Source organism: Rhizobium sp. NPDC090275 (assembly GCF_044772225.1).
Taxonomy (GTDB): Bacteria; Pseudomonadota; Alphaproteobacteria; order Rhizobiales; family Rhizobiaceae; genus Rhizobium.
This window is the reverse complement of the sequence record NZ_JBIVYL010000007.1, coordinates 1-13,687: the sequence shown is the minus strand read 5'-3', so window position 1 is coordinate 13,687 and position 13,687 is coordinate 1. Positions and strand designations below refer to the sequence as shown.

The 13,687-nt window shown below is 62.8% G+C and carries 13 protein-coding genes; 4 read left to right on the top strand and 9 right to left on the bottom strand.

What is annotated here, in order from left to right:
• Positions 1-2: 2 nt before the first annotated feature.
• The 5 genes from ACIQUB_RS18275 to ACIQUB_RS18255 all read right to left on the bottom strand — a co-directional run bounded on the left by ACIQUB_RS18275 (position 3) and on the right by ACIQUB_RS18255 (position 5,092).
• The gene (locus ACIQUB_RS18275; RefSeq protein WP_113239712.1) at positions 3-1,151 is read right to left on the bottom strand and encodes an efflux RND transporter periplasmic adaptor subunit; all 1,149 of its coding nucleotides are present in this window, start codon (positions 1,149-1,151) and stop codon (positions 3-5) included.
• A 55-nt stretch (positions 1,152-1,206) separates the two neighbouring features.
• Positions 1,207-1,815: a TetR family transcriptional regulator gene (locus ACIQUB_RS18270; RefSeq protein WP_113239711.1), complete on the bottom strand. Its 609-nt coding sequence runs from the start codon at positions 1,813-1,815 to the stop codon at positions 1,207-1,209.
• Between the two features lie 362 nt (positions 1,816-2,177).
• Positions 2,178-2,609 carry an OsmC family protein gene (locus ACIQUB_RS18265; RefSeq protein ID WP_112822232.1) on the bottom strand — a complete coding sequence of 144 codons (432 nt, stop codon included), beginning with the start codon at positions 2,607-2,609 and terminating at the stop codon, positions 2,178-2,180.
• Between the two features lie 153 nt (positions 2,610-2,762).
• The gene (locus ACIQUB_RS18260; protein ID WP_113239374.1) at positions 2,763-3,983 is read right to left on the bottom strand and encodes an adenylate/guanylate cyclase domain-containing protein; all 1,221 of its coding nucleotides are present in this window, start codon (positions 3,981-3,983) and stop codon (positions 2,763-2,765) included.
• A gap of 92 nt (positions 3,984-4,075) precedes the next feature.
• Positions 4,076-5,092, bottom strand: coding sequence for a LacI family DNA-binding transcriptional regulator (locus ACIQUB_RS18255; protein ID WP_113239372.1), 1,017 nt, complete (start codon positions 5,090-5,092; stop codon positions 4,076-4,078).
• Between the two features lie 106 nt (positions 5,093-5,198).
• Between ACIQUB_RS18255 and ACIQUB_RS18250 the strand changes: the two genes are divergently transcribed.
• The 4 genes from ACIQUB_RS18250 (at position 5,199) to ACIQUB_RS18235 (ending at position 10,667) form a co-directional block, all read left to right on the top strand.
• Entirely contained in the window at positions 5,199-6,386 is a 1,188-nt protein-coding gene (locus ACIQUB_RS18250) for a phytanoyl-CoA dioxygenase family protein (protein ID WP_113239371.1), read from the top strand.
• Between the two features lie 101 nt (positions 6,387-6,487).
• Positions 6,488-7,309, top strand: coding sequence for an SDR family oxidoreductase (locus tag ACIQUB_RS18245; protein WP_113239370.1), 822 nt, complete (start codon positions 6,488-6,490; stop codon positions 7,307-7,309).
• A gap of 113 nt (positions 7,310-7,422) precedes the next feature.
• On the top strand, positions 7,423-8,334 hold the full coding sequence (locus tag ACIQUB_RS18240; protein WP_113239369.1) for an SMP-30/gluconolactonase/LRE family protein: 912 nt from the start codon (positions 7,423-7,425) through the stop codon (positions 8,332-8,334).
• Between the two features lie 89 nt (positions 8,335-8,423).
• Positions 8,424-10,667 (top strand): glycoside hydrolase family 2 protein, encoded by a 2,244-nt coding sequence (locus ACIQUB_RS18235; RefSeq protein WP_113239368.1) that lies wholly within the window; start codon positions 8,424-8,426, stop codon positions 10,665-10,667.
• A 56-nt stretch (positions 10,668-10,723) separates the two neighbouring features.
• Here the strand turns inward: ACIQUB_RS18235 and ACIQUB_RS18230 are convergent, their stop codons facing one another.
• From ACIQUB_RS18230 to ACIQUB_RS18215, 4 genes are all read right to left on the bottom strand, one after another.
• Positions 10,724-11,041 (bottom strand): hypothetical protein, encoded by a 318-nt coding sequence (locus ACIQUB_RS18230; protein WP_402931237.1) that lies wholly within the window; start codon positions 11,039-11,041, stop codon positions 10,724-10,726.
• A gap of 65 nt (positions 11,042-11,106) precedes the next feature.
• Entirely contained in the window at positions 11,107-11,796 is a 690-nt protein-coding gene (locus ACIQUB_RS18225) for a L,D-transpeptidase (RefSeq protein ID WP_402931497.1), read from the bottom strand.
• Positions 11,797-11,813: 17 nt separating this feature from the next.
• On the bottom strand, positions 11,814-12,731 hold the full coding sequence (locus tag ACIQUB_RS18220) for a glycine betaine ABC transporter substrate-binding protein (protein ID WP_113239367.1): 918 nt from the start codon (positions 12,729-12,731) through the stop codon (positions 11,814-11,816).
• A 147-nt stretch (positions 12,732-12,878) separates the two neighbouring features.
• Positions 12,879-13,520 (bottom strand): alpha/beta family hydrolase, encoded by a 642-nt coding sequence (locus ACIQUB_RS18215; RefSeq protein WP_113239366.1) that lies wholly within the window; start codon positions 13,518-13,520, stop codon positions 12,879-12,881.
• Positions 13,521-13,687: the final 167 nt, after the last annotated feature.

Genomic DNA, 13,687 nt, shown 5'->3' with positions numbered 1-13,687 from the left:
GCTTAGCGAACGACGTCGCCGGTCTCGGCCACAGTCTCAGTGGATGCCGACTGCTGGCCCGGCAGCTTGACCTTGAGATTGTCGGTCATGAACTGCGTGCCGGCGGCAACCACGAGATCGCCGGTCTTCAGGCCTTCGGCGATATTGACGCCGTCACCGGTGAAATCGGCGATCGTGACGTCGCGGGCATGCACGGTTTGCTGGTCGCGATCGACCACCCAGACGATCTTCTTGCCGTCCTTCTCGGCAAGCGCCGCGAGCGGGATGGCGACATGGGTGTTTGAGTTGCTGACACTGGCCTCGATCGTCGCCGTCATGCCGAGCAGGACGCGATCGTCATGCGGCAGGCTCACACGAACCGCGAACGTGCGCGACTGCGCATCCGCGCTGCCGGAGACTTCACGCACCTTGCCATCGAGCACCAGCTTGGCCGAAGACCAGAAGCTCGCCTTGACCGTCTTGCCCGGCTTGAACTCGGCAATGTCGTTCTCCGGCACCGCGATCTGCACTTCCTTTTCGCCGTCGAGCGCGACGGTGGCGACCGGCGTACCGGCGGCAACGACCGTGCCGGTATCGGCGCTGATCGCGGTGACGATGCCACTCTGGTCGGCCTTCAGCTCGGCGTAGCTCACCTGGTTTTTCGCCTGGTCGAGAGAGGAGCGAGCCGCGTCGCGGGTAGAGACGGCCTGGTCATAGCTGAGCGATGCCTGCTCGAGCTGCGACTTCGCCGTCACGCTCTTGTCGAACAGCTGCTGGGCGCGCTTGTTGGCGAGATCCGCCGTGCCGACGCCCTTTTCGGCCGCCGCCAGATTGGCTTCCGCCGTCTTCGTCGCGAGCTCGTAATCGGTCGCGTCGATGCGCGCGATCACGTCGCCCGGCTGGACACGGTCGCCGATATTGACGCGGCGCTCGGTGATCTTGCCGGCCACGCGGAAGCCGAGGTTCATCTCGACGCGCGCCTTCACCGCACCGGAATAATCAAGCGCGCGGGTCTCGCCTGCCTTGGCGATTTCCACGACCTTGACCGGCCGCAGGATCTCCTTGGTCTCCGCCTTCTTCTCCTCGCTGCAGCCCGAAAGCGCGAGCGAAACAGCGCCAAGGAGCGCGAAACTGGCAACGGACGGCAACTTGACTGTCTTCAGCGAAATCATCTTTCGCACTCCCGGTATGTTTGTGTGTTGAATTGTTGGCGGCCGTGCGGGCCGATTATCTCTTCAAAGCCCTGATGGAGAAGTCGATCAGCTCGTCCACCGTCGCTCGGTTGGTCTTGGCAAGACATTGCGCCACCATGATCGGGTGGCAGAGCGTCACCGTGGCGGCGCCAAAGCAGCGCGACGCGGTAGCAGGATCCTGATCGACGAACTCGCCGGCATCGATACCTTCGCGGATCACCTCGGCCAGCAGATCTTGAATGCTGTCGACGTGCTTCTCGATGACATGCCAGTCGCGCTCGATGGCGACGACCACCATCTCGTGCACCTTTTCCTGGTCAAGCATGGTCTCAACCGTCATCTGGTACTGCCCGCGCACGTAACGGCCAAGCCGCTCGGAAGCACTCAGCGGCAGATGGCGGATCTCGTAGGCCTGCTGGTAACTGGCCGCGAGCATGCGCCCGCAGATCGCCTGATGGATTTCTATTTTCGAGGAGAAGAAACGATAGACATTGGCAGGCGACATCCCGAGGTCGCGGGCGATATCGGCGACCGTGGTCTTGGCGTAGCCATAGTGCCGAAACAGCCGCTCGGCCGCGTCGAGAATGCGCGTCGCATTCTCCTGTCTTGTCGCTTCGAGAATGCTTTCGGCGGTGTCGCTCATGATTTCTGCCGTGTTGATTTACGACTGACGATTTTTGAATTTCGTCAGTCGTAAGGCATCAGGAGGTGAAAGTCAATCTTTTGCGTTGCGGGAGTGAGTGGGGTGGAAAGGTTTCTCTGATCAAGAAAGTCCCCTCCCCAACCCCTCCCCACAAGGGGGAGGGGCTAGCGCGTGGCACCCACAGCGCCCAACACTCAAGATCGTGACAGTTGAGAGGTTGCGGCTTTGGGCAGGACATCGCGCCCAGCAAGCCCCTCCCCCTTGTGGGGAGGGGTTGGGGAGGGGTCTTCATCACACTCACAAACGAAAAATGCCGCGGCACAAAGTACCGCGGCATCTCAAACCATCGATAAATTACTCGCTTACGCTAGCTGCGCATCCAGCGTGATCGGCACCGCGGCCAGCGCCTTGGAAACCGGGCAACCCGCCTTGGCCTTGCCGGCGAGCTCGATGAAGGTCTTCTCGTCGCAATCAGGAACCGTGCCGCGCAGCGTCAGGAGGATGGCGCTGATCGCGAAGCCGCCCTCGACGCTCTCGAGCGTCACCTTCGCCGTCGTTTCCATGCTGGTTGCAGTAAAGCCGGCCTCGCCGAGGATGAGCGACAACGCCATGGTGAAGCAGCCGGCATGGGCGGCGCCGATCAGCTCTTCGGGATTGGTGCCCGGGAGACCTTCGAAGCGGCTGGCAAAGCCATAAGGGTAGGATTTGAGCGCGCCGCTCTGCGTCGAGATCTGACCCTTGCCGTCCTTGATGCCGCCCGACCACTGTGCGGAACCTGTGCGATTGATCTGCATGCCGTTCTCCTGTTGGACTGAGTGTTCTCCAACGCAGCGACCCGCCGCGTCATCCGGTCAAGAGGCGCGAAAACCCCTTCGCCCGAGCATATAAGTCTCTAATCCAGGAAGGCGACAGTCTTGTAAAATTTGATTGCTTCAGTGCTGCGCTGATCAGCGGATGGTGCCGGCGGTCTCCAGCGTAAAGAGTTCCTGCGGCCGCTGCACGCCGCGCAGCGCATAGCGCCCGACGCAGGCCAGCGCGCCGCGCTCGGCCTCGGGAACGGCGGCGGCGAAATCGGACGACATCAGCACGTTGAAATCGACCGACCGGCAAAGCGAGGCGATGCGGCTGACCTCGTTGACGGCGGGGCCGATGACCGTGAAGTCGAGCCGCTCCTGGCTGCCGATATTGCCGTAGAAGACGTCGCCGATATGCAGGCCGATATAGACGTCGGTGGTCGGCCGCTCCTCGAAGGCACGCTCGTCGTTCAGCGTCACCAGTCGCTCGTGCAACACCCGTTCGGCCTTCAGCGCCGCCGAACAGGCATCCGCCGGCGCGTCGGCCTTGAAGATCGCCAGTACCCCGTCCCCAATCAGCTTCAGCACATTGCCGCCGGCCTCATGCACCGCCGTAATGACGAGATCGCTATAGGCATTCAGCATCGGCAGGATTTCCTCCGGCGAGGCGCTGTCGGAGATCTTCGTGTAGTTTACGAGATCCGAGAACCACAGCACCGCCGAAATCCGCTCCGACTTGCCGCGACTGATCTTGCCATCCAGCACCTGGCGCGCCGCATCTTCTCCAAGATAGACCTCGGCGATCGTGCGGGCGATACGCCCGAGCCCGATACACTTGATCGCCAGCGCCAGCACCGGCGCCAGCTTGCGCAGGACCATCATGTGATGATCGGAAAACCCTTCCTGATGGCGCGTGGCGAAATGCACGAAGAAGCAATCCATCTCGCCGATCGTGCCGGCCTTGTCGAACTTGCGCACCATCGCGACGAAATCGGTATGCCCTTCCGCCTGCATCGTATCCAGCATGTAGAAATCGGCCGGATCACCGAACGCCAGGCGCCGGCGAACCTCGTTCTCGGAGCCTGTCCAGAGATGGTAGAAGGCCGAGCGCTGCCAGTTTTCGAGCGAGTTTCCATCGCCGCCCATCGGGCCATAAGCAAACTCGGGCTCGACATCCTGCTCGCTATCCCAGCGAAAGGCGCGCCCCTCATGCACCGGGTGCAGCGTGTCCATCAGCGCCAGGCTGCGGTCGAGCGGGAGGCCAAGCCTGCGGCAGGTGTCGCAGAAGCCGGTCAGCAACTCGGTTTCAGTCGCGCCATTCAGCCCCTGCTCCGTCAGCCACGTCGCAACCGTACCGATATCACTGTATTCCATGCCATAGTCACCTTGTCTGATACGCAAGCCTTACCGTGATTTGACGGCTGACGGAACGGCAAAGCTGACAAACGTCATGTCCCGCCGCAATCTCATGCCGGCATATTGTAAGGTGTGATGATTTCCACCGCCGACAAGGATGCCGGCGCGATACGCCCGGAAACACCGCGGCTCATCACCGCCCGGAACGCCGTGCGCGCATCGGAGCGCAGGTCGTGATGCAGCACAAAGCCGATCTTGCCGGCTTTCAAAAGCGCGCGGTTATCGGCATCGAGATCATGCGCGACAAAAGCGCGGATCGGCCGACCGGCCGCCTCGAAAGCCGCCAGCACCGCGCGATTTCCGCCGCCAATTGAATAGACCGCATCGATCGTCTCGTCGGCCGCAATCGCCCGCGCCGCCAGAATGCCGGTCGCGGCGTCCGTTCCATGCCCTTCGCTGATCTCGGTAATGCCGATCTCACGGTATCGCTCGCGAATGATGCGGCGAAAGCCGATCTCGCGCTCCTCCTCGCCGCGGAACCGACCGCTCGACAGCGTCACCAGCACCCGTCCCGGAGCGCCGGCAAACCGCTCGCCGATCAGATAGGCGGCGGTCTCGCCCGCTGCCCTGTTATCCGCCCCGGCATAGGCGATCCGCGCCGAATTGGGCAGGTCGGTCACCAGCGTCACCACGGGGATGCCCGCCTCCTCCAGCCGCGACACGGCGGCGTCGATCTCGGGCACGTCGGGCGCCTTCAGCACGACAGCCTTGGTGCCGCGCAGCCGTATCCGGTCGAGAAGCTGGACGATCTCCGCCGGCTTCATCACCTCGGCGAAGTGAAAGCGGCAGCGAAACACCGTCGGCAGAAAGGTCGCGACTTCAGCCTCGAAGGCGGCGCGGACCGTCGTGCTGAAACGCTCCGGCGTCTCCATCACGATATCGATCGCGATCGTCCGCCCGCCGGCGGCCACCTCCGTCTGCTGTTTCTCGAGCTCGGCCATCGCCGCCCGCACCCGCAGTTCCGTCTGCCGCCGCACGCCCGGCCGGCCGTTCAGCACCCGGTCCACGGTCGCCGTGCTCAAGCCTGCTTGAAAGGCGATATCCTTGACGAGAAAGACATGCGCCATGTCGTGAGGCTCCGATCCAAATCTGATGTATTTTTGATGGATTCCTGATCTATCACGACCCTCGCCGCGCCGTATAGTGCCTTCATCAGGAATGGAGGAGCATCTGATGAAAACCGACAATCTGCAGAAGCTGCGTGCCGACCGCGTCTGGCTCACCGAGGATGCCTGCGATCTCGACGACTTCCGGGCGCTGGCCGAAAAGACGACATCGCTCGCCGATTATCCGAACGCCGCCGCGGTCGAGAAAAATGTGCTGATCTACGACAGCCGCAATGTCAGAGCTGTCATCGCCGATCCTGAAGGCAAGCGCGCGCTGCTGGCGGAGATTTGCGAAGCCTTCGCCGAAGGCCCCGGCGTCGTGGTCTTCACCGGCGCCTATGAGGACACCGGCGTCATCGACCGCGCCAGCAAGATCTTCGACGACATCATCACCGAGCAGCACCGCACATCGACCGGCGGCGGCGATCACTTCGCCAAGGCCGGCGCCAACGACCGCATCTGGAACTCGCTCGAAAAGCACTGCCTCGCAGACCCCGACAATTTCGCCGAATACTACGCCAACCCGATCGTGGCGCTGGCAAGCCAGGCATGGCTCGGCCCGAGCTACCAGATGACCGCGCAGGTCAACCGCGTGAACCCCGGTGGCGCCGCGCAATCTGCGCATCGCGATTATCACCTCGGCTTCCAGTCCTCTCAGGTGATCGAGCAGTTTCCCGTCCACGTCCACAGGCTCTCGCCGGTGCTGACGCTGCAAGGCGCGGTCGCCCATTGCGACATGCCGCTCGAAAGCGGACCGACGCTCTTCCTGCCGAACAGCCAGACCTACGTGCCGGGCTATCTCGCCCTCAAGCGCCAGGAATTCCGCGACTATTTCGAGAAGAACCACGTGCAGCTACCGTTGAAGAAGGGCGACGTCGTCTTCTTCAACCCGGCGCTCTTCCATGCCGCCGGCACAAACCGCTCGGCCGATATCAAGCGCGTCGCCAACCTGCTGCAGGTCTCCTCCGCCTTCGGCCGCGCCATGGAAACGGTCGATCGGCAGCGCATGAGCGCCACCCTCTTCCCGGCCCTGAAGCGGCTTTCCGACACGCTCTCGAAAGCCGAAATCGCCAATGCGGTGGCGGCCTGCGCCGAGGGCTATTCCTTCCCCACCAATCTCGACCGCGACCCGCCGGTCGGCGGCCTCGCGCCGAAGACACAGGCGCAGCTGATGCACGAGGCATTGGCCGCAGGCTGGAGCGACGAGATGTTCGCCGAGGCCCTGGCGAAACAGGCGGAGAAGAAGCTGAGCTGAGCACGCAGCACGGCACTCAATAGCAACAACGACAATAGGCCTCTCGCGTCGCGAGGGGCCATTCGCGCATCATCAGTCACAGATCATAGGGAGGAACATATATGAGCACAGACCACAGCCGCCTCGACGGCAAGATCGCCATCGTCACCGGCGGCACGCAGGGCCTCGGCGCCACCATCGCCCGGCTCTTTGCCGAGCGCGGCGCCAAGGGCATCGTCATCTGCGGCCGCAACGCCGACAAGGGCCGCGCCAAGGCCGAGGAGATATCAAGCGCTACCGGCGCGGAGGTGGTCTATGTCCAGGCGGATCTCTCAAAGGTGGAGGATGCCAGCAAGGTCGTGCAGGCCTGCGACAACGCTTTCGGCCGTGTCGATGCGCTGGTCAACGCCGCCGCCACCACCGATCGCGGCACCATTCTCGACACCAGCCCCGAACTCTTCGACGCCATGTTCGCGATCAACGTGCGCGCGCCGTTCTTCCTGATCCAGGCAAGCGTGAAGATCATGCGCCGCGAAAACACCGAAGGCACCATCGTCAATATCGGCTCGATGTCGGCCAAGGCGGGCCAGCCCTTCATCGCCGCCTATTGCACCTCCAAGGGCGCGCTCGAAACGCTGACCAAGAACACCGCCTACGCGCTGCTGCGCAACCGCATCCGCGTCAACGGATTGAACATCGGCTGGATGGCCTCGGAAGGCGAGGACCGCATTCAACGCGAGTTCCACGGCGCCGCCGCCAACTGGCTGGACGAAGCCGCCGCTGCCCAGCCCTTCGGCCGTCTTGTCGACCCCGAGGAAGTGGCCCGCGCCTGCGCCTATCTCTCATCGTCGGAATCCGGCCTGATGACCGGCTCGATGATCTGTTTCGACCAATCGATCTGGGGTGCCTACGACGGCTCGCCGCACCCGCAAGCCCCGCTCTGAAACATGCCAGGTCCAAAAATACGGGAGCCTCGGCCTTTTGCGCGGCCGGGCTCTGGCACGCCGCTTCGTTTACGTTTACGAAGGAGATCAAATCGCTTTGGGAGGAGCAGCCTGTGTCGCAAGATGCGCTTTATGACATCAGAGATGATCGTTTCAATCGCCTGATCGCGGGCAGCGCCAGGCTGGAAGAACTCTATTCCGGATGCCGCTGGGCCGAGGGTCCCGTCTGGTTCTCCGATCTCAACTGCCTGCTCTGGAGCGACATCCCCAACGAGCGCATCATGCGCTGGGTGCCCGATGGCGGCGCCTCGGTCTTCCGCTCCCCATCCAACTATGTCAACGGCAACACCCGCGATCGCCAGGGCCGGCTGGTATCCTGCGAACATGGCGGCCGCCGCGTGACCCGCACCGAGCCGGATGGCCGCATCACCGTGCTCGCCGATCGCTACAAGGGCAAGCGGCTCAATTCGCCCAACGACGTCGTCGTCCGCTCCGACGGCTCCATCTGGTTCACCGATCCAAGCTACGGCATCATGTCCGATTATGAAGGCCACAAGGCCGAGCCCGAGCAGGAAACCAGAAACGTCTACCGCATCGATGCCGGAACCGGCGAAATCGAAGCAGTCGCCACCGACTTCATCCAGCCCAACGGGCTCGCCTTCTCGCCGGATGAAAAGCAGCTCTATATCGCGGATTCTGGCTCCTCGAACCACGAGGTGCCGCGTCATATCCGCGTCTTCGACGTGATCGACGACCGCAAGCTGACCAACAGCCGCTACTTCTGCTCGATCGACAACGGCGTGCCCGATGGCTTCCGTTTCGACGTTGCCGGCAACCTCTGGAGCAGTGCCGCCGACGGCGTTCACTGCTTCGCGCCAGACGGCACCCTTCTCGGCAAGATAAAGGTTCCGCAGACAGTCTCCAACATCACCTTCGGTGGCCAGAAGAAAAACCGCCTGTTCATAACCGCGACGCAATCGGTCTACGCCATTTACACGACGACCAACGGCGCCCAGTACCCGTAAGCCAAAACTGACATTGAACGCGCGCCGGGCCGCTTGTGCGTCCCGTTGCGCCTCCGTCCCTGATACCGTTACTGCCGTGAGAAACTGACATGCGTTCAATCGTTCCCTATAACGAATCCTGGGCTTTCCATGAGGGTGCCGGCCAGCACCTGCTGCGCGATTTCGACGGCCGCGTCATCGTCAACCTGCCGCATACGGCGGTCGAACTCCCGTTCAACTATTTCGATGAAGCGAGCTATCAGCGCGCTTTCACCTATCAGAAACTGCTGCGCTGGATGCCGGAATTCGAGGGCCGCGAGGTCTCGCTTGTGTTCGACGCCGCCATGGCCGACGCCGTGGTCTATCTGAACGGCGAGGAAATCATCGCCCACAAGGATGGCTATACCCCCTTCGAGGCGCGCCTGACCAACGGCCTGCAACGCGGCGACAACCTGATCACCGTGACGATCGATGGCAGCGAGAACCCCGCCATCCCGCCCTTCGGCGGCGCGATCGATTACCTGACTTACGCCGGCATCTATCGCGAAGTCTGGCTGAAGGTCACCGATCCCGTCTCGATCCATAACGTCAAGATCGAGACCACGGATGTGCTCTCGGAAGAGAAGTCCGCCTCCGTGCGCGTCCATCTTTCTAACCCCCGCAATGTGCACTTCCTGGGAACGCTGACGGCCTCGCTCGCCGATATCGATGGCAATGTGCTGGCCACCGCATCATCAGACACGACAGGCGACGACGCCACGCTCGATTTCAACGGTCTCACCGGTATCGCGCTCTGGGATATCGACAATCCGGAACTCTACCGGATGACGGTGGAGCTGAAGACCAGCCACGGTTCCGACAGATTGACGACCAGCTTCGGCTTCCGCACCGCCGAGTTCACGCCTGAGGGCTTCCGGCTGAACGGCCGACCGCTGAAGCTGCGTGGCCTCAACCGCCACCAGTCCTTCCCCTATGTCGGCTACGCCGCCGGCCGCTCCGCCCAGGAACGCGACGCAGACATCATGAAATCCGTGTTGAAGTGCAACATGGTCCGCACCTCGCACTATCCGCAATCGAAGTGGTTTCTCGACCGCTGCGACAAGATCGGCCTGCTCGTGTTCGAGGAGATCCCTGGCTGGCAGCATATCGGCGACCAGGAATGGCAGCATGAATCGATCCGCAACGTCCGCCGGATGATCGAGCGCGACTGGAACCATCCCTCGATCGTCATCTGGGGCGTGCGCATCAACGAGAGCCAGGACAGCCACCACTTCTACGCCGAGACCAACCGGCTTGCCCGCGAGCTCGACCCCACCCGACCGACCGGCGGCGTTCGCTACATCACCGATAGCGAATTGCTTGAGGACGTCTACACGATGAACGACTTCATCCTCGGCAACGAGGAGCTGCCGGGCGCCAACCGCCCGCGCACGCCGCTGCGCCCGCAGCAGGAAAGCACCGGTCTCTCCTACAAGGTGCCCTACATGATCACCGAATTCGGTGGTCACATGTACCCGACCAAGATCTACGACCAGGAAGCGCGCCAGGCCGAACATGTGCGCCGCCACCTCGAAGTGCTGAACGCCGCCTATGGCGATCCCGACATAGCGGGCGCCATCGGCTGGTGCATGTTCGACTACAACACCCACAAGGATTTCGGCTCCGGTGACCGCATCTGCTACCACGGCGTCATGGACATGTTCCGCGAACCGAAATTCGCCGCTTACGCTTATGCCAGCCAGTGCGAACCCTCCGATGAGGTGATCATGAAGCCGGTGACCTTCTGGGCGCGCGGCGAGCGCAACATCGGCGGCGTGCTCCCGCTGATCGTGCTGACCAATTGCGACGAGGTCGAGCTGACCTATGGCTCGGTGACCAAGCGCGTCGGCCCGGATTACGAGAACTTCCCACACCTGCCGCATCCGCCCGTCGTCTTCGACCATCGCCACTTTACCGCCGACGAACTCGGCATCTGGGGCCAGAAGTGGATCGACGGCAGCTTCACCGGCTATGTCGACGGCGCGGCCGTGGCGCAACTGACGCTGGTCGCCGATCCGCTGCCGACGACGCTGCAGGTAGTGGCCGACAGCACCCGGCTGAAGGCACGCGAACGCGACACCACCCGCGTCGTATTGCGCGCGCTCGACCAGCAGGGCCAGCGGCTGCCCTTCCTGAATGAAGTGGTGACGATATCTCTCACCGGCCCGGCAAAGATCGTCGGCCCCAGCACAATCCCGCTCCAGGGCGGCACGGCCGGTCTCTGGATCGAGACCACGGGCCTGACCGGCGAGATCACGCTGGAAGCCACCTGCCCCCGCTTCGGTAAAGTCACGCTGACAATCGCTGCCGTCTGACAGCGGTCGGAGCCTTGGTCTTCACAGGCCAAGGCTCGATGCGTTCCCTACCACGCTCAGACAGGTGCCACCGAGCGAACGCTGCCGTTGTTGTCGACGATGCAGGAGAATTTCTTACCCCCGGCGTCGAGATCAACGGCAAACGTCCCGTCAGGCTGCAGCCGCGAGCCAGTCGGCAGAACCTTGACACCGGCTCCGGCGCTGCTCGTCACCGCATTGGCGCAAAGCAATTGCAGATCGGCCGGCGCCGTCATCAGCGTTGTGCGCGCCATCGCTTCAGGTGGCGGCGGCGCGGGTGTACAGGCGCCCAACGACAACAGTCCCGCCAGGGCCAGAAGAGCCCAACCGCCTCGCTTCAATTCTTCTCTCGACATCTGTCCCCTCCAGACGTTGATAATGTCAGGCCTGATCAATCCCCGGCCAGTGCCGGCACCATCGATCAGATACCCTTGTAAAGCGCGGCACCCTGCATCAGCACGATGACCTTGGCGCCAATCTGCACCCGCGAATGCAGGTCAGTCACGTCGTCATTGTTGAGCCGGATGCACCCCGACGACACGTCTAGCCCGATCGTCCAGGGTTCGGCCGTGCCGTGAATGCGGTAGATCGTATCCTGGTCGCCGGCGTAGAGATAAAGCGCCCGCGCCCCGAGCGGGTTTTCCGGCCCGCCGGGCATGCCAGCCGCCCATTTGGCGGCGTTCGCATCACGCGCCACCATTTCGGCGGGCGGCGTCCATACCGGCCATTCCGCCGTGCGCCCGACCCTGACGATCCCCGCCCAGCCGAACCCATCGCGGCCGACACCGATGCCGTAGCGGATCGCCTGCCCGCCAGGCTGCACGAGGTAGAGAAAATGCTGGTTGCCGTCGATGATGATCGTCCCCGGCGGCTCAGCGGTGCGGAACGTCACGATCTGCCTGCGAAAGGCCTCCGGCGATTGCTTGTTGCGCGCGTAGTATTGCCGGGCCTTCTTGCTGTCATAGTCGACCCATGTCCGCGTCTTGGCGTCATAGATCTGCGTCTGCGCCAGCACGATGACGGGTGCCAGCAACACCGCCGCCGCCACAAACGGCAGCCCCTTGCGCAAGCGCCGGGTCACCCAACCGAACGCCCCACCGCATGTCGCCATAAAAGAAGACCGCGCCCTCATGGCTTCGCCCACCCATCGATCCGCGCCGCATTGCGCTCAACCCACGCCTTGGCATAGCCGAGCGGCGCCTGCCGCTCCACCTCAAGCGCATAGCTCATCGCCGTCGCCTCCTCCGGCGTCAGGTCGACCTTTTCGAGGAAGGCCGCGATCTCGGGGTGTTGCTTAGCGAACGACGTCGCATAGGCGATGCGGAAGGTTGCCGTATCCCAGGCCGTCGAGGCCGACGATTTCTTGATCCAGAGCGGATCGGTCGCACTTGCCAACGACCATTTGGCCGCATCGTGCTTTGGTTCTTCAAGCCGAACGATCTTGTGCAGATCGAAGACGAAATGCGGCGCATAGCAGGCAAACACCACCGGCTGGCCGGTCGCAACCGCGGCGTCGATGCCGGCCATCGCCACCTCTTCCTCGGCCTCCACAAGCGTCATCGTCTTGGCGTAACCATAGCTGTTCGCCCGCACACGCTCGATCCCCGTCGACGACCAGGTCGGCGCGCCGATCCACATCTCCCCCTTGCCGTCGCCATCCGTATCGAGAAGGCTGGTCTTCTCGGGATCGCTGAGATCGGCGATATCAGTGATCCCCTTCTCGGCCGCCGCGGGCGTCGCGCAGATGCCCTGCCATGCCGGAACCATGTGCTTGGCCAGAACGACCACACCCTTCTCGGTCACGAATTTCTCGATGACATCGGCGAGATTGGGTTGCCAGACCTCCGGGTGGATATCGACGCTCCCCTTCTCCAGCCCGGCAAAGGCGTTGAGCGTGCCCATTTCCTGGACGAGAGCAGGCTGCTTGAATTCCTTCTCGATCGCGACCTTGAGGATAAAGGCCGTTGCCTGACCGGACGGCCAGTTCGGCATGGAGATCTTGAGGTCATCCGCAAGGACAGGCGTCCCAGCCCCCAAGACGGACAATAAAACGACGAACACGCCGCAACCGGCACCATCTCTCACAATGTTCCCCCTCGGCAGACACTGATCGGATCGCATGCTGATATTTCAACGCAAGGATGCAGAAGCGGGCGCGGTTAGTCAAGCGTAGAGTGTTTTAGAAAAGCCGGATCAACGCCCAAGGCCAGCCGCCCAGGCGCCGACCCGCGATGCCATCGCGTGCATATGATCCGCCGCCGAAAAGCCGGAGAGCGCCTTGCGCGGCTTCAGATCGTGGTCGCCATCCTCGAGCCAGAAGATGTCGATCGTGCGCGAAAGCGCATAGCCCGCGACCTCCTCGCGCGTCCCGAACGCATCCCGCGTCCCCTGGCAGATCAGCGTCGGGGTCTCGATCGCGCTCAGATGCGCCGTGCGCAATTGCGCCGGCTTTCCCATCGGATGAAACGGATAGCCAAGGCAAAGCAAGCCAACGATATCGCCCGAGCGATAGAGATCATCCGCAACCATGCTGGCAATCCGCCCACCCATCGACTTGCCGCCAATGACAAGCGGCCCGCTGGCGTGAAGATCACGCACCGCCGCCAGATATTCCGGGATCAACATCTCCGCCTTGGGCGGCGGCGGACGGCGATCGGACAGCCGCCGCTCGGCCATGTAGCCGAATTCGAACCGAACCACCCGCATTCCAGCCGCAGCGAGAGCCTCGGAAAACCGCTCCATGCCCGCCGAATCCATGGCCCCGCCGGCGCCGTGCGCGAGAAGGATCGTCACGGGTGCGTTGTCAGGACCGGTAAACAGGAAGGACGTGCTCATGCCAATCTTATTACAGGATAAGTCCGCGAGCCGACAGGGCTCATGTCTGTTGTGTTTTGGGAGATAAGAAGATTGGTTGCGTTGTCAGGCTTAGACCCTGCGGCCTTCAGGTTATGGTCCTGAGGACGACGAGCTACCATCGCCAGGGAAGATGAAGTCTTCCCGCC